Raw genomic sequence first — 24,380 nt, 5'->3', positions numbered from 1 at the left:
CGTGGGCAAAGGCGCCGTCAGTCGCAGCAGATGTTCAGGATATGACTGCCGTGTGTGTCAGGGCGCTCGTAGGTCTGGTTCGGGACCTGTGCTTCGTGCCCGTAACGCCCGTGATGAGGGAAGCGTGTGTCGTAAGGTGCCAGACAGCATTCCAGTGCTGGCGCGGCTGACTGGTCGATAGAAGGCAAGTACTCGCCCTGCGTCTGTTGGGTTGGCCGCGATTTGCCGGACAAATGTTTCGGCCCGTGGTACCCACAGGCGGTTGGGGGCGGTTCCGATTCTGCCGTATCGGCCCATTCACCGGTCGGCGACTTCAGCGGGAACAAGTTCATGGCTACCAAAAACACTGTCCGCGTCGTCACTCGCGGTACCGATGGTTCGCTCCGCATCCGCGATTATCCGACCACGGAATCGCTGTTAGAGACCCATACTCAGATTGGCATCGACGATTGCAGCACCGACCTGGCCCTCCGCGGCATGCCGGTGTTTCGTGGCCTGATCGGCCCCATGCCCGATGGCAAGACGGTCATTCGGTACGAAACGCCCGAAGTGTTCGAATCGCTGACGAAGGAATGGTCCTCGGCCAAGGCCAATCGCAAGCCGCGCCGCCGCACTCAGCCCCCAGCTGATCGCGAACAGATTCAAATGCCCAGCGAGTTCTAAGTCGCTGCTGGAAAACTCCATCTCGATACCGCCGCTGCTCAGTCTCAGCTTCTCTGAGGTCAGCGGTGGTTGCCGCCGGACATTCACGGCAAATTCTCTGCGGCCCGCAAAGTCGCTCTAAAGCTCCTAACCGGCACTTGCCGAATACACGTCGCAGCGGACCGTAGCGAACGGATGTCGTTCGGCTGCAGCTGGCAAGTTCTTCGCCAGCACTCGCGTGGTAGCAGGTCAAGGACGAAGCTCATGCATTGCCTGAAAATTGCGTTTGGCGTATTCTTCGCCGCCCTGCTGGCCTGTTCAAGCGGTTGCACCATGTGCTGTGCTCCGTTCGATTGCGACTTCGGTTACACCGGTGGCGCGTGGGTACGCGACAATCCGAGTTGGGGCCGCGTCGGTTCCGTGTTTGAACCGGCAGGCTACAAAGCGACCGGCGATGCGGTGACCGAGACCGCCACCGAACCAACACCGGCTCAGCCTGACAACGCTCCGCAGGCAATTCCCGAAATGGAAGAAGCAACCAGCGTCCCGCGGCGCAATCAAACCCACATGACCGGAACGCCAAAGCTCCGCCGAGTCGACGAATATTTGCCGCAGGAATAAGCGAGCAGTTCTGCGAAAGACAGTAGATCAACTCACGAAGCCAATCAAGCCTGCCCATGACCTTCTGCCGTTGCACGCGTTTGCCTGAATTGGGGCTGTTGCTCCTGGCCACGCTGCTGCTTGCTTCTGGCTGTGCTCCCAAGGCGCGAATGATGGTTTGGCGACCGGCTGAACTCGATATCGCCGGGCTCGAGCGCTTGGCCATTCTCGATTTTGAAGGGGACCAGCAAAGCGGCAAGATCGCACGCTCGGCCCTGCAAAGCCAACTGTTCGAGAACAAGTACTACAACCTAATCGACCAGGCTGAACTGGCCCGTGTCCGACCTGTGACCACGCCCGAGGGAAATCCCGATCTGACCGCGGCCATGGAAGCAGCCCGGACGATGGGGGTCGATGCGATCCTTTGCGGGCAGGTCGTCAGTTATAACGTGCTCGACGATTTGCAAACCGATCATCACATCGAACTTGGCGGCTCGACCAGCAAGAGCTCCAAAGGTGATACGAGCAGCGGTGTGGGCTTCGGACTCGACAGCACGCAGACGTTAACGCGGGAAGCTTCGGTTTCGGTCGCAGCCAAACTGATCGATGTCCGCACCGGCGAGATCCGCGCGGCCCGGCAATTTTCGCACACATTTCATGGCAAGCGCGTTAATGGGCAGGGGGATCTACCTCCGCGCGAAGCAATCCTGACCAAGCTGCTCAACGAATGCTCGCAAGACGTGGTGCGGATGATCGCGCCGCATTATCTGCCGCAGGAAGTAGTATTGGCGCGGCAGTACTATGGGAAGGGAATGAACGAGCTTCGCGCCGGCAATAAGTCGGCCATGAAGGGAAATTGGACAGAGGCCGAGAAACACTGGCAGACGGCCTTGCGCGAGAATCCGCAGAGTCATGCCGCGCAGTTCAATCTGGCCTTGGCCGCCGAAGCGCGGCTCGATTATCCGGCTGCAATGCAACACCTCGATAACGCAATTAAAGGCTACGCTGCCAGCGACTATCAAGCGGCTAAGAAACGAATGACGGCCGGCCAACAGAAGTTTCAACTCGCGTTTGCCCAGGCTCAGTCGCGACCCACGGCTCAAGCGGCGCTAGCAGCCCGGAATCAGCCGCCACCAATGGCACCTAACGCGCAGTTCCCGCCGCAACAACAATTCGTTCAGCAACCGCCGCAGTATGGCCCGCCGCAACAGCCCGCCGCACCCCACAATGTGCCGCCGCAAATGCCCGCCTATGGCCCGCCGCCACCAACCGGGCCGCAAGTAATGCCAGCTTCGCATTCGCAACTGCCGCCGCAGTAGTTGCCTGGTGACAACTCAAATCAGTATCTCTTTAATCACGCGGCCATGCACATCGGTCAGGCGGAAGTCGCGACCTGAATAGCGGTAGGTCAGCTTTTCGTGATCGAGCCCGAGCAAGTGCAGCGTCGTCGCGTGCAGATCATGAATGTGAACTTTGCCATCGACGGCGGCATAGCCATGCTCGTCGGTAGCGCCATATGACATCCCGCCTTTCACGCCGCCCCCGGCCATCCACATGGTGAAGCCTTGCGCGTTGTGGTCGCGACCGTCATTCACGCTGCGGCTGTTTGTGGTTCCCGGTGTGCGACCAAACTCACCGCCCCAGACAATCAACGTCTCCTCGAGCAGACCGCGACTTTCCAAGTCGGCAATTAATGCAGCAATCGGTTGGTCCGTCGCCAGGCAATTGGCTGAGTGCTTGCTGCGGAGATCGGTATGCTGGTCCCAATCGGGGTATGAGATTTCGACGAAGCGCACGCCAGCTTCGATGTAGCGCCGCGCGAGCAAGCACTGCCGGCCGAAATTGTCGGTCGGTTTGCTGCTGGCTCCGATGCCGTATTGATCGAGCGTCGCTTGCGTTTCGCTGGAGAGGTCCATCAACTTCGGCAGCGCACTCTGCATGCGAAAGGCCATTTCGAACGACTCGATCACCCCTTCGAGTTCCGGGTTCACTGCATCTTCTGCCAACCACCGACGATTGATGGCTTGCATCAAGTCGAGTTGGCGGCGTTGTTCGCTGGGCGACAGCTTGGGATTTGCAATGTGCGCGACCTTGGCCTGCGCCATCGAATTATTGTTGCCGCCACCGATTCGCATGCCTTGAAATGAGGCTGGCAAGAACGCGCTGCCATAATTTTGCGCGCCGCCGAAGCTCGAAGTGGGATTCAAAGTGATGAAGCCGGGAAGATCACTGTTTTCTGTTCCCAGGCCATAAAGCACCCAGGCACCAACCGATGGACGAACGAACTGCGAACTGCCGGTGTGCCAAAGGACTGTCCCCTGCGCATGGCTCGGCAAGTCGGTGTGCATGCCGTTGAGCAGGCACAGGTTGTCGGCCCGTTTGGCGAGGTGCGGAAACAATTCTGAAATCCACAGCCCACTTTCGCCATGCTGCTGGAATTTGAACGGCGACTTCAACCAGACGCGATCGCCCCCCACATCCTGGCGCGGTGCCGACTTGCCATCGTCCTTTTGCAATTGCGGTTTGTAATCGAACGTGTCGACGTGCGAAGGTCCGCCGACCATGAACATGAAGATGACGCGCTTGGCCTTCGGCGGAAAATGAGGAGTAAGTGGGCTTCCTTTCGTCGACTCCGCCAGGGCTTGCTGGCCGCAAAGTCCTGCGAGCGCCGTGTAGCCGAAGCCGCACGACAGGCGCCTCAGAACCTCACGACGGCTTGGCGAAAAAGTGAGTGGGGGAATCATCATCGCTAGCTCTCGTTAGTGAACGTAGAGGAACTCTGCGGAACCAAACAGTGCCTGGCAGACATTCGCCCAGGCTTCGATTTCGACTTGGCTCTTCGCGACCTTACTACTCGGATTCGCACGTGCCTGTTCGACAAACTCCCAGACCTGCCGCTGCTCTTCTGCCGTTGGGCTGCGAGTCAAAGTACGTCGATAAGCCAATTCCAACCGGGCAGCGACATCGGCAGGCTCTTCGTCGAGCAAACGCCTGGCAAGAGATTTCGCCTGATCCATCACGAATTTACTATTCATGAGGTAGAGGGCTTGGGTGGCGACGGAAGTCACTTCGCGGCGGCCAATCACTAGGCTGGGATCTGCCATATCGAACAGCCCCAGCATTCCCGGCACGTTGTTGCGTAGCATCGGCAGATAGACACCGCGGCAACGGAGCGAATCGTCCGCAGCCATCAAGCGGGCCGTCGAGCCGAGCTCCAAGTTGGGCAACTTTAATGTCTCCGAGTTGACGGGACGACGGAGGTCGAGTTCTCCGCTGGCAAATAGGATGGCATCGCGAATCGCTTCGGCTTCCAAGCGGCGGCGACCAAAACGCCACAGCAGCCGATTGCCGGGATCGAGCGCATAGGCAGCGGCATCGCGCTGGTCAGAAAGTTGATAGACGCGGCTCAAGACGATGGTGCGGATCGCACGCTTGATACTCCAACCTTCATCCATAAACCGGAGCGACAGATAGTCGAGCAACTCAGGGTGGCTGGGCTTCTCGCCCGTGAGCCCGAAGTTATCGGTCGATTCGACAAGTCCCGTACCAAATAAATGTTGCCAGAGGCGATTCACCATAACTCGCGCAGTTAACGGGTTATCGCGACTTGCAATCCACGCGGCCAATTCCAACCGACCACTATGCTGGCGATTGACGGACCGTGTTCGTTCGCTGGTAAGTACCGAAATAAACCGGCGCGGCACGACAGGTCCAAGGTCGTCCAACTCGCCACGTATGCGGACCGCATAATCGACGGGCTGAGCAACATCGCGGACGGCCATGGCATAACGAATCTCCGCTCCCTCGGCCTGCGATCGCAAGTCAGTTAACGCGGCAAATGTTTTAGCTTCGGCTTGCTTGGCCAACTCGATTTGAGGCGGATCCTTTGTTTTGTTGGCATCGCGAACTTTGTTGCGACAAACGTCAAGTTCCCTCTCGAGTTTGGCAATTCGCGTCTGCAGGTCGCGACTCGGGCCAAGACGCTGCGCTTCATCCCCCAGCGCAGCAGCCCGCGCATAAGAGAACTCGCGCCGCAGCGGCTGCACCCCAGCGAGCAGTTCCGTGCTGCGGAAAATGCCAATCAGCCCGTAGTAGTCGGTGGTGGGAATCGGATCGAACTTATGGTCGTGACAGCGTGCGCAGGCAGCCGTGCTGGCCAGGAAAGCGCGGCAGGTGGCATCGAGTTGTTCGTCGGCCACATCGAGCAAAAACTGCTCGGGAACTCGCTCCGTCAGAGCCTGGGGACCAATCGCCAAGAAACCCGTCGCAATCAACTGCCGGTCGCGCTCGGCGGTTGAATCCGCGGGAAGTAAGTCGCCGGCGATTTGTTCGCGAATGAATTGATCGTAGGGCATGTCGGCATTCAGCGCGTCGATCACGTAGTCTCGATAGCGCCAAGCCATTCGGTAAGGAACGTTGCGCTCCTTACCGCTGGATTCTGCATACCGCGCGACGTCCAACCAATGTCGCCCCCAGCGTTCGCCAAACTGAGGCGTCGCTAGCAGGCGATCGACGACCTTGGCCACGGCCAGCGGCGAACGATCGGCAAGGAAGTCTGCGATTTCTTCCGGCGTCGGAGGCAAACCGATCAGGTCGAACGTCAATCGTCGAATGAGCAGGGCCCGCTCGGCGTCAGGTGCCGGCCGCAGCGACTTCTCTTCTAGCTTAGCGAGCACATAGCGATCGATATCCGTCCAGGTCCAAGCTTCGTTCATCACAGAGGGTAACGAGTGGCGCTGGGGCGGTTGAAATGACCAGAATTTGCGACCTGCTTCAATATCGACGACCTTGAGCGCCGGAGCTGCTCCTTCGCGGGGATCCGGAGCACCTAGGTCGATCCACTTCACAAAGTCGGCTATCACCGCGTCGGGGAGTTTGCCCTTGGGTGGCATTTCAAAACTATCGTGCCGTAAGGCTTCCAGAATCAGGCTCTCGTCACCTTTGGCGGGAACCACGGCAGGCCCCGAGTCACCGCCGCGGCGAGAACCTTCGCGCGAATCGAGATAGAGGTTTCCTTGTACGATCTTGGACTTCGCCGAATGACACTCGTAACAATGCTCGACGAGGACCGGGCGAATCTTCTTTTCGAAGAATTCTATGCCACGAGCATCAGCTGCGGGTTCGGCACCGTGCGCGAGCGGAGAGAGTACGCACACAACAGCCATCGCGGGCAAGACCTTGAGCCAGTAACCGTTGGGCTTCGAGACGCAGGGTCGAGAGAGAACCATAGCGAAATCGATCGGCAGGTTTTGGGCGGGTTACGGAGGCGGTTCGTGTGCGGGGCATCGCTAGTATAGCGAGGGGCAGTCCGCCACCGCAAACACCGACTCGTCGTAACTTAATGAGAATGGGCCCGACCATTGGTCGAGCCCATTGAGTGGCTGCTCAGAGCGAATTAGAAAACGGATAACTTTGGGACTAACTCGACTTCTTATCGGTGTGGTTCTTTTGCTTCGTTTGTCCCACGATGCCCGCAGTTCGGCCACCCTGACGGGCATGCTCGCCAGCCGTGGTGAAGTTGCCTAAGCGGCGTTTGATATCTTGCTGATTCGGTGGTGCCCCGTTTTGCATGGCAGTGTCTTTCGACGCTTCCTGTGACTGACTTCCCGTCACCTTGCTCGATTTGCGAGTCATGATTGATCTCCTGTTGCTGTGAATGACCAAAAGCCCGTAACCTCACGTCGAACAACAGCAAGCGGCGCGCCGGCAGAAACAAAGGATGAAACTGGCAGAGCGATCCGCTATTCTGTTCGCACCTTGAACAGCTAACTTTGCCAGCAGGCGAATAGGACGTTGAAATCCCATGAACAAACCGCTGGAATCCGCGCCGCGACTAGCTTCCCTGGATGCTTATCGGGGCTTCATCATGTTTTTGATGGCCAGCGCGGGCTTTGGTATTCCCGCTGTTGCCGAGAAATTGCCCGACAGCATTTGGGCGAGTATTGCGCCGCATGTAGACCATGTGCCCTGGGTGGGCTGCGTGCTGTGGGATCTGATTCAACCGGCGTTCATGTTCATGGTTGGAGTCGCTGCTGCCTATTCGACGGCGAAGCGAATTGAGAAGGGGGACTCACTTGCAAAGGTGCTGTGGCACGCGTTTGTGCGAGCGCTTGCGCTCGTACTCTTGGGCGTGTTGCTCGCATCGAATTCATCGCGCGATAAGCAAACGAATTGGCTCTTCACCAATGTGCTCAGCCAAATTGGTTTGGGCTATTTTGTGTTAGTGCTGCTTTCGCGAAGTACTCGCAGCGTGCAGTGGGGCGTGCTGATTGGGATTCTGTGCGGGTATTGGCTGTTATTCGCAGTTTGGCCGCCGTCGCCAATGCCAGAAAACGCGGATGTGTCCTGGATGCGCAACGAGGACTGGCTCACCGGGTTCTTTGCACGCTGGAATCCCCACACAAATCCGGCCGCAGCCTTTGATCGTTGGTTCCTCAATGAGTTCCCGCGCAGCGAACAATATATCGCGACGCGGGGCGGCTATCAGACGCTCAACTTTGTGCCATCGCTCGCGACCATGTTGATGGGATTGCTGACCGGCGAAGTCTTGCGCCAAGCCAGAAAGCCTGCCCAGAAGCTACGAACATTTGTGATCGCTGGCTTGGCGAGTCTGCTGTTGGGTTGGCTCGCGGGGATCACGATTTGTCCGCTGGTCAAACGTATCTGGACGCCGTCGTGGGTGCTCTACAGCGGCGGCTGGGTGCTGCTGATGCTCGCCGTGTTTTACTACGTCATCGACGTGAAGGGCTGGCGAACGTGGTCGATTCCCTGGACCGTGATCGGCATGAACTCGATCTTCGTCTATCTCGGCTTTCAACTCAGCTCGGGTTGGATTCGCGAGACGCTGGCCAGGCACCTGGGGCAAGATTGGTTCACCGGCGACTATCAGTCGATGACGCAGCGAACGGGTGTGCTGATTGTGCTCTGGCTGCTGGCTTGGTGGCTTTATAGTCAACGAGTGTTCTTGCGGCTGTAGCCGATCAAGAAACAAAAAAACCGGGGTGCTGGTGAAGCCACCCCGGCTGGGCAATCAGTTGGGCTGATTCAGTGCTTACCAGCGCACTTCTACGCGAGCGGTGAGTCCATCGAACGTGATTCCGCTGTCGTAAGTGCTGAGGCCATTCGCAACGAAGTCGTTGTTCTGGACAGCCGAGATGAATTCGTTCTGCTTCACCATATTGTACCAGCCGCTGTACAAGTAACCGACCGACAAGCGGACGTTACCCGAGCAGCTTTGCCAGCCAATACCGGTTTCGAGATCGAGGATCGAGACGATGCGGCCAGCATTCCAGCTGGTGTTCGCGATCACCGGATCGCCCTGGTTTCCTTGCAAATAGGTGCCTTTGAATTCGCCACCCAGGAAGCTGCTGTAGCCCTTGCCGTAGACAAACCATTGCTTGTTGCGGCCATAGCGTTCGAAGTCCAAGCCGAGTCGCATACCAACACCGTCAAAGTCCACCGTCGAGGCGACGAACTCGGTGCCGACGTTGTTGAACTGGGCGGCAAAGTTCTGTTCGAGCCGGGCGTAACGAACACCGACCAGGTACCCGACTTGATAGTCGCAGCAGTGAGCGAGCAGTCCGCGGTAGTCGGCATCGAGAATCTTCAGTTGGATGTCACCGACGGCATCGGCGTCGAGCCAGTTAGAACCCGCGTTGACCGAGTTCGGATGCAACACGAGACCGCGAATCACGTTCGTACCCGTCGCGGTGATGGCGTCAGTCGAAGAAGCATCGAGTTGTGTATAGCTAACGGTGACCTGGTTGCAGTTATCGGTTGTGAAACCGACACCGAAGCGGAAGCCAGGCTGAAAGTCTTGGTCGAGCACGCCAATAGGTCCGGCCTGTAGGCCAGGAGCACCAGCGACGATGGGACCATCGATGATCGAAGCGTAGGCGATATCGACGTCGCGAGGACGGAGGTACAGAAACTCACCGAACACATGGAAGCGGTGATTCCAACCACTGCAGCAGTCGCAGCCATCGCCGCAACCATTTCCGCAGCCCATGGCGTCGCTGCAGCCATAGCTGGCGGGCATTCCACCCCCGGCACCCATCGGAGCGGCTCCTTCGCCACCCTGGTAGAAGCTGGCCGATTGCGCCATACCCTGAGCTCCATAAGGAGACATTCCGGGAGGCCCATACTGAGCCGAAGCCATTTCACCGCCGAACGCCAAAGCGACAGACAATGTCGCCACGATCGAGAAAAGATTGATACGCATTGATTGTTCCCCCATGAACTGGTGCCCGATAACTCAATTCGACCAGCACAGGCGTTAAATCGAGTTCGACTGCTACAAGCCGCAAAGTAACCGCAAACTATCAACTCAACGCAAACTTCCCATAGTGTCATTGATCCGCCAGGCTCTGGCCTTGGAACCTCACTTCCGGGGGGCGCTAGCGTGCGTACTGGCGTCGGTAACGATCACTGCACTTGAGACCATTCAAAGGCAAAGACAAGTTTCTGAATTGAATGCCTCCAAAAGCGGGAATGATTGACCCTCGCTCGGCGAGGCAACTATAATTCAACTAAGTCTTTTCACGCGTCTCATCGATTTTTTGGAACTCCTCGGCACCCGAGTCCGGGTCCAGGAGCATTTATGCGCGGCCGGAGGCCGCTTGCTGGGTTGCCGTTCAAGCAACCGGCCGATCAAGAAGGTCTTGCGGAGGAAACGGGAATGGCCAGCCACCCGCCCGACTCAGGGACGGCGGATTTTCCAGGGAGTAAGCTCACCGGAGATGGTTCCGCTACGCGGGATCTCAGCACCCCTGTCTTGGGCAGCCAAAACGGTGGCAGCGATATTTTTGCGCCTCGGCAGGTCGATTCACGCGTCGTCGTTATTCCCTCCAGCAGCGAAGGTGTACATCCGGCCGACGTTCTGCCGGATGAAAAGACCGTTATTTCTGCCGCGAAGTCGCTGCCTCCGCCAGCCGACCTGATCATTCCTGCCGGCGCTAAAAGGGCCGCTCAATACTTGGGCGAAACGCTCATTGGCCGCCGACTCGAGCACTACGAATTAGTGGAATTTGTCGGCGGCGGCGGCATGGGTGCCGTGTTTCGCGCGAATGATACGCGACTGGGCCGTACCGTCGCCGTGAAAGTTCTCTCGCGTGACCAGTCGTCGGAAGAAAACGTTCGCCGCTTTCGTAACGAAGCCCAAAGTGCGGCCCGGCTCGATCACCGGTACATCGCCCGTGTGCATTATGTCGGTGAAGATGCCGGGCTGAACTTCATTGTGTTCGAGTTCATCAAGGGCATCAATATTCGCGAATTGGTGCAGGAAAGGGGTCCGCTGCCACTCGATGAAGCACTCCGCTATACGATGCAAGTAGCGGAAGCCCTCTCGCATGCGTCGCAGCGCGATGTGGTCCACCGCGATATCAAGCCCTCGAATGTGCTGGTGACTCCCGAAGGGCATGTCAAACTGGTCGATATGGGCCTGGCTAGACTTCACCAGGTCGATTCCTCGTTCGACGATCTAACTGCCAGCGGTGTAACGCTGGGAACCTTCGATTACATTTCGCCCGAGCAAGCCCGCGATCCTCGCGTTGCTGACGTCCGCAGCGATATCTACTCGCTCGGCTGCACGCTCTACTTCATGCTGGTCGGCAAGCCGCCGTTTCCTGATGGCAGCGCGATGCAAAAACTGCTGAACCACAGCGGCGAAGATCCGCCCGATGTGCGATTGTTCCGTCCAGAAATTGCCACTGCCGTTACGCCACTGCTGGCGAAAATGCTGGCCAAACGGCCAGTTCAACGACATCAAACGGCTCAAGAGTTAGTTGCCGACATCGAACGAATTGCTCGCGATCTCGGTCTGGATGTGGGGCCGACGGTCGCCGATCATGCTGCGACATTGCCGGCAACGCAGCCAGGTTGGTCTGGTTTGATTGCTTCGATCGCAGTTCCGATTGCCGTTTTGGTCTTGGTTTTGATCGGGATCGAAGTCGCAACCAAGCCCCCGGCCGAAGAAATTCGAGTGCAACTGCGCCCCAGTGGCGCAATGATACCGCTGGAGATTCCGAGCAAGCTCATTGGCAATAGTGTGCCGGAAGCGACGCCCGGCGATGTGACGAATTCGAAGACATCGAATGGTGCGACAGGAAATGGTTCCGCGGGTCCCAATCCCGGTGAAGTGACAGGTAATGGTGAAATTCCGCCGCCCGTTCCGGCCCCGGTAAATACGCTCATCGATCGGCCGCTGGATGTTGGCCCGCCTCCCGATTCCGTAGCCAGCCGCGGAACACCTGGGGAAGCACCGAAGATTGATATTAAACCTGCCATACCGTCACCCCCCGCGCCAAAAATCGTCGTTCGCCCAGGTGCGATCTCGACCGAAACTAACGACCTGGCTGGTTCACTCTCGCAGGCAATTCGCCGTGCTGCGGAAAAGGGAATTGCCGAAGTTGAACTCGATTTCAACGGCGAAATGGTGGAATACCCGTTTGAGGTCCCTGCCGGTCGGATGTTGGTGCATCCCGCACCAGGACGTAAGCCAGTTGTTGTTTTTCGCCCTGAGCTATCGACCGTCGCCGATCAGCGGCAAATGATTCATCTACTTGGTGGGGCTTCGCGGCTGTGGTTTCAAGATCTTGATGTCCGCCTGGAACTTCCATCGGAGCCGTCGTATGGCTGGTCCCTCTTCTCGATTCACCAAGGCCAGACCCTGGAATTGAACAATTGCGTGCTGACCGTTGCCGACCGCGGCAACGCGGGCGCACCCGTTCACGAGAAGGTGTTCTTCGTGCAACTGTTAACACGTCGGTTGACCGAAACCATGAAAATGGATGACGAAATGACAATGATTGCCCCCGCTGCCATCGAGTTATCCGACTGCCTCGTGCGCGGCGAAGCCACTTTTCTCAGCGTACCGGAAGAACTGCCGGTTCGCCTGAAATGGGATCAGGGTTTGTTTATTTCCTCGAAGCGGTTGATTGAAACGGGTGGTGCAATTGCCAAGCCTCGTTGGCATGGCCGGATTGAGTTGGCGCTCGATCGCGTTACCATCGCAGCCCAGCAGGGACTATTCCAAATGAAGCGGCAACCCGATGCCGCCCATCAACTCGATTTGGAAGTCACGAGCGACCGAAGCATCTTTAGTGTTGGCAGCGAAGCTCCGTTGTTCGAATTCGCGGGCATGCCCAGTGTCGACGACATCCACTTCAGTTTTAGTGGTGCCGACAACTGCTACCCGCGCGAAGAAATGATCTTCTTGCGAGCCAAGCCCTTGGGTGCAGGCGAAGGGCCAATCGACTTCAATCTGGCCGATCGCGGCCGCTGGGCAGGAAGCGAACGGTCCCCGGACCTGGGAGTCGTTTGGGAGTCACCACCAGCTGCCGACCTACCCGCGCACGCACAGTTACCAGAAAATTATCGCCTGTCAGACTCATCACCCCATGCTGCCGGGTTTCGATTGGATGACCTTCCTCGCCCCGTCGAGCAGCAAATCAAAGCAGTAAAGCCAGCAACTGAGGCGACATCGCCAGAAGTGGAACTTCCCAGTGGGACGCCCTCCCCCAAACCGATGTTGGGCAATCCCGTGCCGCCTGCTCCGCCCGAACCTGCGGCTGAGTAAGCCGAGACACGCGTCGCATGCCTGAACTGCCCGATCTCGAGAGCTACCTGGTTGCCCTCCGAAAACGACTCGAAGGCCAAACGCTTGAGCAGGTGACTGTTCGCAGCCCGTTCGTCCTGCGAACATTCGATCCACCGATCGAAAGCCTGATTGGGCTGCCGCTGGAGCGGCTGACGCGACTCGGCAAACGCATTGTTTGGCACTTTCCCCACGAGTTGTTTCTCGTCGTTCACTTGATGATCGCGGGCCGCTTTCACTGGAAAGACAGACATGTGGCGGCCAAAGGAAAGAACGATCTGGCTGCCTTTCGCTTCGCCGCCGGAACGTTATTGCTAACCGAAGCCAGTCCGAAGAAGCGAGCCTCGCTGCACGTGTTGCAGGGCTGGCCCGCTGTGCAAGCGCTGCACCGAGGCGGGATTGAACCGCTGGCTTGTTCGCTGGCGGAGTTCTGCGCGGTGCTGCGGAGCGAGAATCATACTCTCAAACGCTCGCTCGCCGATCCACGCCTCTTTAGCGGCATTGGCAACGCGTACAGCGACGAGATTCTACACACTGCCCGCTTGTCGCCGCTGCAATGGACTTCGCGCTTGAGTGACGAACAGATTGCCGTGCTGTTCGCCGCGGTGCAACGGGTGCTAGCGAAGTGGCGCGATCGATTGTGCGCGGAAGCGGCCCAGCGATTTCCCGAGAAGGTGACCGCATTCCGCCCCGAGATGGCTGTGCACGGCAAGTTTGGCCAGCCTTGCCCTGCGTGCGGGCACACGGTGCAGCGGATTGTCTATGCGGAGAACGAATGCAACTACTGCCCCACTTGCCAGACCGATGGGCGATTGCTGGCCGATCGCTCCCTGTCGAGGCTACTCAAGGACGATTGGCCACGCACCATCGAAGAATGGGAAGAGCAGCGCGGTCGCAGCTAGGGCCTGTTTAGAGAAGAACTCCAAAAAAAGGCCGGCATCGTGGGATGCCGGCCTTCTCGATTGGTTGATATTCGCGTGTGCGAACTACAGCTTGGGAGCTGGTCGCTTAGGTGCGGGCTTCATGAGCATTTTCATCGCGTCGTTGGCCGGGGCAGCAGCGTTGCCGGCGCCGGCACCTTGACGCATGGGAGAGACGTCGGTGAACGATTCTTCCCACTTCCAGCCGAGCGGATCCTTTAACTCTTGTTGAGCCAACATGGCCCAAGGAGTTCCCTCGTGATCTTTCACCACACGTTCCAGATACATCCGGGCACGGTCAGCAACCTTCTGCAGGGCACTACCAACGCTGATTTCGTCATCGGGCTTCAGCGTCCAAGTGTTGCTCTTCGGATCCTTGGGCTTCAGACCGCGTTTGGCAGCCGCAAGCATCGCGTTGTACGATTCGGTTCGCACTTTCACGGCGAGAACTCGGCCCATCGCCAGGTCGTAACCGGCCTGCCAACGGAGCACTGTTTCCTTTTCACGATCTGACTCACCCTGGCGCAGGATTTCGTACAGACCATTCACCCGTGGTTCCAAAGCGGCTGCCTGTTTTTGTGCTTCCGATAGTGCGTTCGAGAACGATGCTTCGTCGCGTTTGACGAAGTTCGTTTCGGGGGCTTCCATCTGTTGCAATTGCGGACTTAAAGCCGCTTCAATCAGCTTACGGCGAGCCATATTCGCGCTGACGCGCTTGTCGTACTCCTGCACCGACACGTAGTCGGGCTTGTACTTTCGCATCACCGATGGATCGAAGAAGCTTTTGATGTGCGAGGTATAGGCAGCCGTATCTTTACGACTGACTTCCTTGGTAACCGAACGATTTGGATGGACGGCGAAGTAAATGCCGCCGGTTTCGACTGCGAGTCGCGTCAAACCGTAAGGACCGAAACCCGAGTCGATCGGATCGTCGTCAATCTTGCTGCCTGAAAAGGCCAGCTTGATTCGTTCTGGATAAAGCGTTTCCGGCCCTTGTTCGACCACGCCCCACTGTGGCGCCTGATCGTACTTGGGATCGGGATCGACCCACTTCATCATCGTCTCTTGACGACCAAACGGTGCCGGAACTCCAACGACGTACACGGGCATCGCCCAGCGGCGACACATGCGAACCGTTGGTTCCAAGCCTTGCTTCCAGTCGGAGCCAACTTCGTCGGTGACAACCACGATCATCACGTTGCGATCCGGCTTTGGCTTTTCTTCCGTTGTGTAACGAAAAGAAGCGTACTTCTTGGCAGCTTCGTGCACTGCGTAAAAGACGTTTTCTGTTCCCGACTCGTCATTCTTGATGCTCGCGATGGCTTCCTTCAGTTCCGATAGGTTGGCCGTCGGTTCTTTCGTCAATGCTTCGACACCCTGGCCGAAAGCAATTACGGACGAGAGGAGCGGTTCGCTGTGCTTCGAGAAATTCTCGTTGCCAGAGGCTTCAATGATGCCGAGTTCTCGGTAGATGCGATCGAAGCGATCGTGAATCGACTTTCGCTGTGGCACCAGACTGGCAGTGGAATCGAAGAGCCAAACCACTAGCGTTTTACGCTCTTCTAGCGAGAGCAAAATCTCGTGCGTAATACGATCAATTGCGCCTTCAGCGCCGGTTTCGCCAACGCCAGCGGCACCCTTCACTACCTGGTTCTGACTGTAGTTCAAGCCAGTGGCGACGGCGATTGCCTCGTTCACTTCGACATTGCCGACTTCGGCTTCATCGACTTGTTCTTGATTGGGAATATCCGAGACATCAGCAACTACCGGAGCAACGGAAAGCGCGACAGCGACGCCGCCGACACTATTCGCCCCGACTTCTTCCGATGCCTGCTCACTGAAGAAGAATTCCTCGGGAACTTCCAGTTCGAGTTCCTTTTCCTTCTCTTCCGTGTTTTGAGTAATCGTCAACGTCACCTGGTTGTTGAGCTCAGGCAGGGCCAGAAAGCCCATCAGCATGAGAATCACCAGGTGGACAAAGAAGCTGACAAAAAACGCTGGCGAATCGCCATCGAGTGGCGTTTCGTCTTCGCCCGTTTGTTGTCGCCAGTACTGCTTCAGATTTTCAAACAGCTTCACGGTTGACTCTCCTGTTCCGTCCGACCCAACCTTATCGTGCTGCCAAGCCAGAATGCTGACTTGTCAATTTGCCTTCTTCACACTTCATTCTCAGACTTCGCAGAGAATTACCCAGTCCGCAAGCCAAAACCATTGTCGTCGAAATGGCTTACGATCAACGGCGTCTCCTCAAAGCATCGGTATTCTCACCGAGATTCGATTAGAATGCAAGCATTACAATCACCCGATGTGAGAGGAAACTCCTGGCTTTTGGCCCCTGGCAAGGCCAGCCACCTAATTCCCTCTGTCGATTAAACGCTTTGATTCGTCAAAAGTACTTACGAGGCCAACATTTCTTGCCTTTGCTGTCACTTGACGGTTCGAGTGAGAAATAAAAACTTCTTGCAGCTCATTTTCGATCGTTACCACCGACTGCTGAAACGAGCGTTTCCAGCCATGCTGTCGAAAAATGATTGACCTTACTCCTTCCCCCACTTACATTTCTAACTAGAGCCTTCCACCGAGAAATCGCTCATGACTCGACTGTTCGGGGCCAAGAACCCGGCCCAATCGCTGTCTCTCCCAGGTTCATCTCTGGTAACACTTTCCCTCCGTGGGGGATTCCGCATGGCATTCAATCGCAACGGGCTAGCACCCTTCCTGTTCACCTGCGGCTTACTGCTTGTAAGTGCGCTTTCGGCAACCGCCCAAGAAAAGCCCCCCAAACTGCCAGAGCCCGAAGATATCAACCGCGAAACCAAGGACGGCGTCGCTCTGAAAATGACCTACTTTGCCGGTACGCACGGCAAGAAGTCGGTTCCGCTGATCCTGCTGCACGGCTGGGATGGCCAGCGTGGTGATATGGAAGCCCTCGCTTTGCGACTGCAGTCGCTGGGTCACGCGGTCGTCACTCTAGATCTGCGCGGGCATGGACAGAGCATGAAGTACAAGGCGATCGAGAAGGGAGAGATTGTCTACAAAGACTTGGACCGCAACACGTTCCGTCCGGTCGATGTGCAAAGCATGACGCAGGATATTGAAACGGCGAAACGCTTCCTGCTGGAAAAGAATAACGCTGGCGAGTGCAACATCGAGGCGCTTGGAATCGTCGCCTGCGATGTCAGCTGTTTGCTGGCGATGCGGTGGTCGATTCTCGACTGGAGCGCACCAGTTCTGCCGTCGTTCAAACAAGGACAGGACGTGAAAGCGCTCGTGCTGCTTTCTCCCGTGAACAGCTTTAAGGGGCTGTCGGGGACTGATTTCATGGCCAATCAAAGTACCCGCAAGTTCCTATCGATCATGCTGGTGGCCGGCAACGAGGAATCGAAATCGCTTGGCGAAGCGAAGCGGCTGCAATCGAAGCTGCAGCAGTTTCACCCCAAGCCCTCAGGAGACCGCGACTTAGATCGTAAGAATCTCGATCTTTTTTTGGTAACCCCAGACACTCAATTGCAAGGTTCGAAGTTGCTCAGCCGCGCACTCGTCGTGAACAACAACATCGCGAACTTCCTGAGTCTGCGTCTCGTAGAAAAGCAGGATCAGTACAGCTGGAGCGATCGTAAGAATCCGCTGGAGTGAGTGACGACCTTGGTTGTTTAATTTTCGCCGTCGCACTACCAGTTTCAATGATTGAAAGCCCAAGCCTGCGGCGGTATGCTGCAGGGACGTAGCAGTTCCTTTCCCGCTTGCCGGATGGTCCCCTTTCCCCTTTATTTCTGGCAATCGTCTGTTTATTTTGCGGAGCGTAGCAAGTAATGAGTCAAGCATCCGGTAAGAACACTGATCCGAGCGGCGCTGCCGCCTCACGGCGCGATTTTATTCGTCAGTCCAGTTTGCTGGTGGCTGGGAGCGCCATTGCCGCTGGTCAGTTGTCGGTAGCTCGCACCGCTCATGCCGCAGGTAGCGACACGATCAAGATCGGTCTCGTTGGTTGCGGTGGCCGTGGCACGGGTGCCGCGATTCAAGCCATGAACACGTCTGGCGGCGACGTCAAGTTGGTCGGCATGGCCGACGTCAGCGAAGACCGCGTGCAAACCGCCTTCCGCACCATTAAGGGCAGGCATAACGAGAAGGTTGACGTTCCGAAGGAACGGATGTTCGTCGGACTCGATGGCTACGAAAAACTGCTCGGCACCGATTGCGACATGGTGATTCTGGCCACCCCCCCCGGCTTCCGTCCGGTGCACTTCGAGGCTGCAGTGAAGGCTGGCAAGCACGTCTTCATGGAGAAGCCAGTTGCCGCCGACGTTTTCGGCGTAAATCAAGTACTGAAGGCGACAGAAGAAGCCAAGAAGAAGAACCTGGCCGTGGCAGTTGGTCTGCAGCGTCGCCACGAACGCAAATACATGGAAACGGTCGCCAAGATTCAAGAAGGTGCCATTGGCGATATCGTCCTCGCTCGCGCTTATTGGAACGGCTCGCGTCCGTGGCTTCGTCAACGCCAAGCCGGCATGAGCGAACTGCAATTCCAGATTAGCAACTGGTATTACTTCAACTGGCTCAGTGGCGACCATATCAACGAGCAGCACATCCACAATCTGGACGTGATCAACTGGATCAAGAATGGTTTTCCCGTTAGCGCTCAGGGCATGGGCGGGTTGGAAAATCGAAACGAACAGAAGTACGGCGAAATCTTCGACCATCATTTCGTCGAATACGTCTACGGCGATGGAACGATCATGTACAGCCAATGCCGCCATCAGCCCGGCTGTTGGAACTCAGTCGCTGAACACGTGCATGGCACCAAGGGCCGCGCCGATGTCAGCGGCTCGAAAATCTACGACGAATCGGGCAAGATGCTGCACGATTTTGGCAAGCTCGGCGGCGATGGCCACCAGCAAGAACACCACGATCTTTTTGCCGACCTGCGTGCGGGCCGCGTTCCCAACGAAGGGGAATGGGGAGCCAAGAGCACGATGACGGCGATTCTCGGTCGCATGGCCACTTACTCGGGCCAGGTGATCAAGTGGGATGCAGCTATGTCCGCAAACACTCAACTGGCCGATTACGCCAAGTTGGCCACGTTTGGGGACGAAGCCCCCGTCAAGCCACTAGAAGATGGCACCTACGCCACTCCCTACCCGGGCAAGACCAAAGTACTGTAGTTCCTCAGTCGAACGTTTCGATCAACTTCGAGCCCTGGGAAGCAAGTTTTCCCGGGGCTCTTTTTTTCAATTCACATTGAGGCCGAAAAATGTCTCGAATCGTGCTAGCCATGTCAGGCGGAGTCGACAGCAGCGTCGCCGCTTACCTGCTGCGCGAAGCGGGACACGATGTCATTGGCGTCTTCATGCGGCATGGCGAAGAAGCGCTTGAAGCTTGCAAGACCGATGCAGCGCCCGGCTTCTCGCTGCCGATTTTCAATCCGCGGGCCGATCACAAGCAAGGCTGTTGCAGTTCCAGCGATGCCGAGGATGCGCGGCGCGTTGCGGATCGGCTCGACATTCCCTTCTACGCGTTGAATCTCAAGGCTGAATTTCGACAAATCATCGATTATTTCGTCGCTGAATACACGCGCGGCCGCACGCCGAATCCCTGCGTGCAATGCAACAACTGGCTGAAATTCGGCAAGCTGTTCGACTATGCAGACAGCGTGGGCGCGGAGTTTGTAGCCACCGGTCACTATGCCCGCTTGCAGCCCACGGCAGCAGGTCCAGCGCTGTGCCGCGGTGTCGACGATGGCAAAGATCAATCGTATGTACTGTTTGGCATCGAGCGCCGCTTGTTGCCGCGCATGTTGCTGCCCATTGGCGAATACAAAAAGCCGGAGATTCGTGAACTGGCAGCGAAGGTCGGCATGCGCGTGGCCGACAAGCGCGATAGCCAGGAAATTTGCTTCGTCACTAGCGGCAAGCACGACGAGTTCGTCCGTCAGCGGCGGCCCGATCAATCGACGGCCGGTGAGATTGTCACAACTGCCGGCAAAGTGGTGGGCGATCATCCGGGCATCGAGGGCTTTACCATCGGTCAGCGGAAGGGACTCGGCGTGGCCATGGGCGAACCTTACTTCGTCATTCGCATCGAACCCGATACGAAGCGGGTCGTCATCGGGCAACAGCATGAACTGGCGCGAACCGACCTAACGGCCGACAACTGCAATTGGCAAAGTGATCCGCCCCTTGGAGAGTTTCGCTGCTCCGCGAAAATCCGCTACAACAGCCCGCCAGCAGCAGCGGTGGCGGAGGCACTTCCCGGCAATCGGCTTCGGGTGGTGTTCGACGAACCGCGGCACGGTGTTTCGCCAGGTCAGGCCGTCGTTTGCTACGACGGTCCGCGCGTGCTCGGCGGCGGCTGGATCGAAAGTTCGTAGCACGCATCTTGCCTGCGAGTTTTACGCTAGCAATCGGTCGCAAAAGCTCGTCTAGGAGAAACTTCGCGCGGTTGCTACAGTCCGCGCTGGCATGCCCGGATTTTCTGCGCATGCATCATGCGCCTGTCGTTCAGCCTGCCAGGGAAGGCACTCACGATGAAGTCTACCAATCCACCAATTAGCATCGCCATCATCGCCCGGAACGCGGCTCCGCTGATTCACGAAACGTTGCAGAGCGCGCGACGATTCGCAGCCGAAATTGTCGTGCTGGACACAGGTTCGACGGACACCACGGCGGAAGCAGCAGCCCTCGGCGGCGCGCAGGTTGTGCGACATTTGTGGGACGACAATTTCGCTGCCGCACGCAACGCCCTGTTGCCACATTTGCGGGCACAATGGATTTTGTGGCTCGATGCAGGCGAAACGATCACTGCCGAGGATGCACAGTTGCTGCAGCAGTTTGTTTCGCAATACGCAGATGACACTCGCGGCTATTACTTGCGGATTGCCACACCCCCCGGTCCCGGCCAAATTGGCGGCGAGCAAATCGCCCGCTTGCGACTGCATCCCAATCGCCCCGGCCTGATTTTTCATGGCCGTGTGCGTGAGTCGCTGCAGCGCTCGCTCAATGCGTTCAACCTGGAAGCAGAGCATCTGCCACTCACGATTCAGCGCGGCACGCGCGAGCATGATCCGGCCGTGAAAACAGCCCGTGCCCAGCGGAACATTCGCCTGGCCGACCTGCAGATCGCTCAGCGCGGACCAACAGCTGATCTGTTCAATTGCCTGGGCGAAAGCATGCAAGCGCTCGGCGATTCAGCGCGGGCTGCGCAGCACTATCAACGGGCTCAGGAACTTGCCCCCGCGAATTCCACTGAAATGCTCGAGGCCTATTATGGGCTGCTAACGTGCCTGAATAGTCCCGAGTCAGCAGCCGAACAAATGCAACTCTGCCTGGCAGCGCTCGAACAGTTTCCGCTCGATGCTCAACTGCTATGCGCTCTCGGTGGCTATTTGCAAGGAACGCAGCGGTTTGAACTGGCCATTCGCTCGTTCACCTTGGCGGCCGAGCATGGGCAGGTGAATACTCAGTTATGGCACTTACCCGATATCCGCGAGATTGCCACATCGTGCCAGGCTCAACTGTTATTGCAAAACGGTCAACTCGAAGGCGCGCTCCTCGCGCTCGATCAGGCCCTCACGCGCTATCCTCATTCGCAGCGGCTGATTGTGCAGCGGCAGAAGCTGCTGGGAACGCAACAAGTCTCGATTGCGGAACCTGAGACGCTCCGCGCCGTTACCGAGCAGAACAAGTCGGAACGAACCCGCAGGGATGAATCAGTTCCTTCCGCAATCCCTGCACCGCGGCTACAAAATTCACCCCTCACCAGCAAGTCGCGCGCTTCGCAGCGATAAGCATGCAAGGCCGGCTTGGTAGCTCATTGACGAAACTGTTCGACCCAGTTGGGGTCGATGCGGCCTTGCACTGTAAGCCGATGTTTTTTGAGTCGGCGGGTTGTTTCCGCCACGTTGCCCGTGCGGGACTGGATCAGCGAGCAGTAGCGAGTTAGCAACTCTTCCAGCGACAGCGTTCCGTTCCGGACCGCGTGTAAAAATTGATCCAGTGCGGTGGTGCTAACCGACGGGCTGGGTAGCAAAGTCTCCTTTTTGGCAAAACTGGCCATTGTTGGCGGATGGTACTCGCCGCGAACCATTACGCTGCGCACGCATTGTTCAAGTTCACGAAAGTTCCCCGGCCAGTTGTAACTTGGGCCGATCGCTGGGGACATCTCAATGCATGCCAACGTCTCTTTGGTGAGTCGTTCTATAAACTCACCATGAGCCTTGTCTCCCAAACAGCGTCCAGCGGCATGCGCGACGAGCGCGGGGAGCTCCTCGGGCGAATCGTCGAGTTGTTCGCGTAGCGTGGGGGTGCGGATGATGTCGGAGCAGAGACGAAAATAGAGATCCTCGCGAAACCGTCCATCTGCAATCAATTGCGACAGATCGCGATTGGTAGCGGCAATTACCCGGCCCGCAAAGCCGCGCGGCTCGGTCTCGCCTACACGGTAGAATTCGCGGTTCTGCAAGACTCGCAGCAGACGGACCTGCACCGACTCGTCCATCTCGCCGAGTTCGTCGAGAAACACAGTGTGCCCTAGGCGACATTTTTCGAACCAGCCCTCGCGATCCTTTGTCGCGCCAGTAAACGCGCCGGCCACATGCCCGAACATTTCGGACTCGATCAAATCGCGAGGCAATGCCGAGAGATTGATCGGATGAAAAGCTCCCGATAGCGGCTCCGTGAAACGCTCGCGTTTCGGATCGAAGGGGACAAACCGAGCTAGGCCAATGGCGGTTGCTACCAGCTCTTTGCCAGTGCCTGATGGCCCGAGAATCAAGGTGGTTACTTCGTGCATCCGTTCGTAAAGCAACACGCCGTACAGACGAAGTTCGCGGGGAAAGATCGAATGCCAGGTGGCTGCCTTCAGCCGGGCGATGGGGCGCGAGTTTCCCTGGATCAACGTGTGGATTAGTTGGATCGCCAGCTGATACTGAAAGTAGACCGCGAAGGAATGTTCGGGGCGTTGCAGAAACCAGCCCAGCCTGAGCGGAACTTTGGTCCACTCCTTCAGGTCGCGCAGATAGTCAGCGTACTGCGAAATCCTTTGATTCGCCTGGCGAACGTCGGCTACCACACGCCCCGCGGCAAAGTGCCGCAGATGCAGCACGGTGATTACGAGGTCTTCATATCGCTCCACCTCTGTCGGCGAAACGTCGTGTTGCCCGCATCTGACCCGCTTGCCGAGTTCAACTAGCAGGGCTTCGATGCGGCGCGAGTAGATCGTCGTGAATTCGTCGGGTGGCGAAACGACAGCTGGTCGTTTGCTCTCTTCCGCCTGCAAGCCAAGGTCGAATGAGTCAAGCTTCTGTCGAATCCTGGCTTGTTCATCGGGATCAAACGGATTGGAGTACGCGAGCTGGCGTACTAAGTCGACAAAGTCGCGTTCTAAGGGCGTAAAAAGCATCGGATTACCACAAAGTGATGGCGCGCCTATCAGAAAATGATAGCCAATAACGGTTTCTGATATCTAGTGCATTCTGGGCGGTTTTCTCTAAGTCATTCTGCAGAAGCCACTTAAGGAATTTGTATACATGCGGCATGCCGCATGCTTTAGACCCGTACTCAGATCGGAACAGTTCCGGCCTCGCGGCGGGCTCAGCTAGGTTCGCCCGCAGATTCCCGTTCTCTAGAAAGGATGCGAACGATGTCTGCCGTCATTCGCGATGTGCTTTCGAATGCAGCCTGGATCAGTTCGCGGGCTCGGTGGCTGGCAGCTGCGTTCGGACTGCTGACTGTCACCGTGGCTGCTGCAGGTTGGTGGAGTCTCTCGATGCCCTTGCCAAACGAGGAGCGGTTTATCGAAATGCTAATTCAAGGACACCGCCGGCAAGTTCACTATGACGTCTTTCTGCCCGACGAGAAGCATCGCGTGGCGGCGCGACACCCGGCGATCATCTTGTTGCACGGGGTTGAGGGAGCAGAGCGGTACGAGCGGTCATATCATCAAACCGCCCGGCGCTTGAACCGCGAAGGTTATGCGGTGTTTTACGTACACTATTTCGACACCGTAGCCTACGACGATCTGTGGCTGTGCGATGACCAAAAATGCTTGGATACGAAGGCGATCGGCAAGTTTTGCGCGGCTGATTCGGCGAATTGGACGGAGGGTGTCGTGGCGGTGATTGCCGATATTGGCGACCGTGAGGACATCGACCACGATGCGATTGCAATTCAAGGATTTTCGCTCGGCGGTTATCTCGCCCTGGCAGCGACGTCTTCCCAGGTCGAATCGATGACGCTTCCAGAAATTGCAGCTGTCGTTGTTCACTGGGGAGCCATGTTTGAAGATACCAGGCTCGAGCGTGGCTTTCCCGCCACGCTGTTCGTGCATGGGGAGTGCGATTCGGTTGTGCCCATGAAGGACGCCCGGGCAACTTTCGATCTGCTTCGGCGAGTCGAATGCGATGCAGAGTTTGTCGTCGTTCCAGGCGGCGGCCATACCGCTTCGTCAGCTGACTCTTTGGCGAGAACGAAAGACTTTCTCGATCGCCACCTGCAGGCTAAACGCCGAATGGCGAAGCAAATATCCCTCGAACCGGCGTGGAATGGGCTCACATTCTCGGATCGCGATTTCTGGGGAATGGCACGCTAATCACCAAACTCAATGGCCCATTCGATTGCATAAAGTGAGAG

At 57.3% G+C, this 24,380-nt stretch carries 17 protein-coding genes; 11 read left to right on the top strand and 6 right to left on the bottom strand.

Annotation, left to right across the window (positions count from 1 at the left end; genetic code table 11):
- The first annotated feature begins 330 nt into the window (after nucleotides 1-330).
- The 3 genes from ETAA8_RS20300 to ETAA8_RS20290 all read left to right on the top strand — a co-directional run bounded on the left by ETAA8_RS20300 (nucleotide 331) and on the right by ETAA8_RS20290 (nucleotide 2,561).
- Nucleotides 331-663: a hypothetical protein gene (locus tag ETAA8_RS20300; RefSeq protein WP_145092485.1), complete on the top strand. Its 333-nt coding sequence runs from the start codon at nucleotides 331-333 to the stop codon at nucleotides 661-663.
- Nucleotides 664-906: 243 nt separating this feature from the next.
- Nucleotides 907-1,263: a hypothetical protein gene (locus tag ETAA8_RS20295; RefSeq protein WP_145092482.1), complete on the top strand. Its 357-nt coding sequence runs from the start codon at nucleotides 907-909 to the stop codon at nucleotides 1,261-1,263.
- A gap of 56 nt (nucleotides 1,264-1,319) precedes the next feature.
- Complete coding sequence (locus tag ETAA8_RS20290) at nucleotides 1,320-2,561, top strand: DUF6340 family protein (protein WP_145092479.1); 1,242 nt, start codon at nucleotides 1,320-1,322, stop codon at nucleotides 2,559-2,561.
- Nucleotides 2,562-2,576: 15 nt separating this feature from the next.
- On the opposite strand, the gene ETAA8_RS20285 is transcribed toward ETAA8_RS20290, so the two are convergent.
- The 3 genes from ETAA8_RS20285 to ETAA8_RS20275 form a co-directional block, all read right to left on the bottom strand.
- Nucleotides 2,577-3,989 (bottom strand): DUF1501 domain-containing protein, encoded by a 1,413-nt coding sequence (locus ETAA8_RS20285; protein ID WP_145092476.1) that lies wholly within the window; start codon nucleotides 3,987-3,989, stop codon nucleotides 2,577-2,579.
- Between the two features lie 12 nt (nucleotides 3,990-4,001).
- Entirely contained in the window at nucleotides 4,002-6,470 is a 2,469-nt protein-coding gene (locus ETAA8_RS20280) for a PSD1 and planctomycete cytochrome C domain-containing protein (protein ID WP_145092473.1), read from the bottom strand.
- A 190-nt stretch (nucleotides 6,471-6,660) separates the two neighbouring features.
- Nucleotides 6,661-6,876, bottom strand: a complete 216-nt coding sequence (locus ETAA8_RS20275; protein ID WP_145092470.1) for a hypothetical protein — start codon at nucleotides 6,874-6,876, stop codon at nucleotides 6,661-6,663.
- Nucleotides 6,877-7,045: 169 nt separating this feature from the next.
- On the opposite strand from ETAA8_RS20275, the gene ETAA8_RS20270 reads away from it, so the two are divergent.
- Nucleotides 7,046-8,218, top strand: a complete 1,173-nt coding sequence (locus ETAA8_RS20270) for an acyltransferase family protein (RefSeq protein WP_145092469.1) — start codon at nucleotides 7,046-7,048, stop codon at nucleotides 8,216-8,218.
- A 75-nt stretch (nucleotides 8,219-8,293) separates the two neighbouring features.
- On the opposite strand, the gene ETAA8_RS20265 is transcribed toward ETAA8_RS20270, so the two are convergent.
- Nucleotides 8,294-9,463, bottom strand: a complete 1,170-nt coding sequence (locus tag ETAA8_RS20265) for an Lpg1974 family pore-forming outer membrane protein (RefSeq protein WP_145092466.1) — start codon at nucleotides 9,461-9,463, stop codon at nucleotides 8,294-8,296.
- Nucleotides 9,464-9,919: 456 nt separating this feature from the next.
- Between ETAA8_RS20265 and ETAA8_RS20260 the strand changes: the two genes are divergently transcribed.
- Both ETAA8_RS20260 and ETAA8_RS20255 read left to right on the top strand, forming a co-directional pair.
- On the top strand, nucleotides 9,920-12,817 hold the full coding sequence (locus tag ETAA8_RS20260; protein ID WP_145092463.1) for a serine/threonine-protein kinase: 2,898 nt from the start codon (nucleotides 9,920-9,922) through the stop codon (nucleotides 12,815-12,817).
- A gap of 17 nt (nucleotides 12,818-12,834) precedes the next feature.
- Complete coding sequence (locus ETAA8_RS20255; RefSeq protein ID WP_145092460.1) at nucleotides 12,835-13,737, top strand: Fpg/Nei family DNA glycosylase; 903 nt, start codon at nucleotides 12,835-12,837, stop codon at nucleotides 13,735-13,737.
- 84 nt (nucleotides 13,738-13,821) lie between these two features.
- Here the strand turns inward: ETAA8_RS20255 and ETAA8_RS20250 are convergent, their stop codons facing one another.
- A complete protein-coding gene (locus ETAA8_RS20250; protein WP_145092457.1) occupies nucleotides 13,822-15,834 on the bottom strand; it encodes a vWA domain-containing protein in 2,013 nt (670 codons plus the stop codon).
- Between the two features lie 513 nt (nucleotides 15,835-16,347).
- Between ETAA8_RS20250 and ETAA8_RS20245 the strand changes: the two genes are divergently transcribed.
- From ETAA8_RS20245 to ETAA8_RS20230, 4 genes are all read left to right on the top strand, one after another.
- Nucleotides 16,348-17,391, top strand: coding sequence for an alpha/beta hydrolase (locus ETAA8_RS20245; RefSeq protein ID WP_145092454.1), 1,044 nt, complete (start codon nucleotides 16,348-16,350; stop codon nucleotides 17,389-17,391).
- A 176-nt stretch (nucleotides 17,392-17,567) separates the two neighbouring features.
- Nucleotides 17,568-18,917, top strand: a complete 1,350-nt coding sequence (locus ETAA8_RS20240) for a Gfo/Idh/MocA family protein (RefSeq protein WP_145092451.1) — start codon at nucleotides 17,568-17,570, stop codon at nucleotides 18,915-18,917.
- An 89-nt stretch (nucleotides 18,918-19,006) separates the two neighbouring features.
- Nucleotides 19,007-20,122, top strand: a complete 1,116-nt coding sequence (gene mnmA, locus ETAA8_RS20235; RefSeq protein WP_145092448.1) for a tRNA 2-thiouridine(34) synthase MnmA — start codon at nucleotides 19,007-19,009, stop codon at nucleotides 20,120-20,122.
- Nucleotides 20,123-20,278: 156 nt separating this feature from the next.
- Nucleotides 20,279-21,538 carry a glycosyltransferase gene (locus ETAA8_RS20230; protein ID WP_202921129.1) on the top strand — a complete coding sequence of 420 codons (1,260 nt, stop codon included), beginning with the start codon at nucleotides 20,279-20,281 and terminating at the stop codon, nucleotides 21,536-21,538.
- 23 nt (nucleotides 21,539-21,561) lie between these two features.
- Here the strand turns inward: ETAA8_RS20230 and ETAA8_RS20225 are convergent, their stop codons facing one another.
- The gene (locus tag ETAA8_RS20225) at nucleotides 21,562-23,151 is read right to left on the bottom strand and encodes a sigma 54-interacting transcriptional regulator (RefSeq protein WP_145092440.1); all 1,590 of its coding nucleotides are present in this window, start codon (nucleotides 23,149-23,151) and stop codon (nucleotides 21,562-21,564) included.
- A gap of 240 nt (nucleotides 23,152-23,391) precedes the next feature.
- Between ETAA8_RS20225 and ETAA8_RS20220 the strand changes: the two genes are divergently transcribed.
- Complete coding sequence (locus tag ETAA8_RS20220; RefSeq protein ID WP_202921128.1) at nucleotides 23,392-24,339, top strand: alpha/beta hydrolase family protein; 948 nt, start codon at nucleotides 23,392-23,394, stop codon at nucleotides 24,337-24,339.
- Nucleotides 24,340-24,380: the final 41 nt, after the last annotated feature.

Source organism: Anatilimnocola aggregata, from assembly GCF_007747655.1.
GTDB classification, from domain to species: Bacteria; Planctomycetota; Planctomycetia; order Pirellulales; family Pirellulaceae; genus Anatilimnocola; species Anatilimnocola aggregata.
Note: the sequence above shows the minus strand (reverse complement) of the source record. Positions and strands in the feature narration are given on the sequence as shown.

Excerpts from the sequence above, each read along its gene's own strand:
- ETAA8_RS20300 (WP_145092485.1), top strand. The coding sequence starts at position 331 with ATGGCTACCAAAAACACTGTCCGCGTCGTCACTCGCGGTACCGATGGT.
- ETAA8_RS20295 (WP_145092482.1), top strand. The coding sequence starts at position 907 with ATGCATTGCCTGAAAATTGCGTTTGGCGTATTCTTCGCCGCCCTGCTG.
- ETAA8_RS20290 (WP_145092479.1), top strand. The coding sequence starts at position 1,320 with ATGACCTTCTGCCGTTGCACGCGTTTGCCTGAATTGGGGCTGTTGCTC.
- ETAA8_RS20285 (WP_145092476.1), bottom strand. The coding sequence starts at position 3,989 with ATGATGATTCCCCCACTCACTTTTTCGCCAAGCCGTCGTGAGGTTCTG.
- ETAA8_RS20280 (WP_145092473.1), bottom strand. The coding sequence starts at position 6,470 with ATGGTTCTCTCTCGACCCTGCGTCTCGAAGCCCAACGGTTACTGGCTC.
- ETAA8_RS20275 (WP_145092470.1), bottom strand. The coding sequence starts at position 6,876 with ATGACTCGCAAATCGAGCAAGGTGACGGGAAGTCAGTCACAGGAAGCG.
- ETAA8_RS20270 (WP_145092469.1), top strand. The coding sequence starts at position 7,046 with ATGAACAAACCGCTGGAATCCGCGCCGCGACTAGCTTCCCTGGATGCT.
- ETAA8_RS20265 (WP_145092466.1), bottom strand. The coding sequence starts at position 9,463 with ATGCGTATCAATCTTTTCTCGATCGTGGCGACATTGTCTGTCGCTTTG.
- ETAA8_RS20260 (WP_145092463.1), top strand. The coding sequence starts at position 9,920 with ATGGCCAGCCACCCGCCCGACTCAGGGACGGCGGATTTTCCAGGGAGT.
- ETAA8_RS20255 (WP_145092460.1), top strand. The coding sequence starts at position 12,835 with ATGCCTGAACTGCCCGATCTCGAGAGCTACCTGGTTGCCCTCCGAAAA.
- ETAA8_RS20245 (WP_145092454.1), top strand. The coding sequence starts at position 16,348 with ATGACTCGACTGTTCGGGGCCAAGAACCCGGCCCAATCGCTGTCTCTC.
- ETAA8_RS20240 (WP_145092451.1), top strand. The coding sequence starts at position 17,568 with ATGAGTCAAGCATCCGGTAAGAACACTGATCCGAGCGGCGCTGCCGCC.
- mnmA (WP_145092448.1), top strand. The coding sequence starts at position 19,007 with ATGTCTCGAATCGTGCTAGCCATGTCAGGCGGAGTCGACAGCAGCGTC.
- ETAA8_RS20230 (WP_202921129.1), top strand. The coding sequence starts at position 20,279 with ATGAAGTCTACCAATCCACCAATTAGCATCGCCATCATCGCCCGGAAC.
- ETAA8_RS20225 (WP_145092440.1), bottom strand. The coding sequence starts at position 23,151 with ATGCTTTTTACGCCCTTAGAACGCGACTTTGTCGACTTAGTACGCCAG.
- ETAA8_RS20220 (WP_202921128.1), top strand. The coding sequence starts at position 23,392 with ATGTCTGCCGTCATTCGCGATGTGCTTTCGAATGCAGCCTGGATCAGT.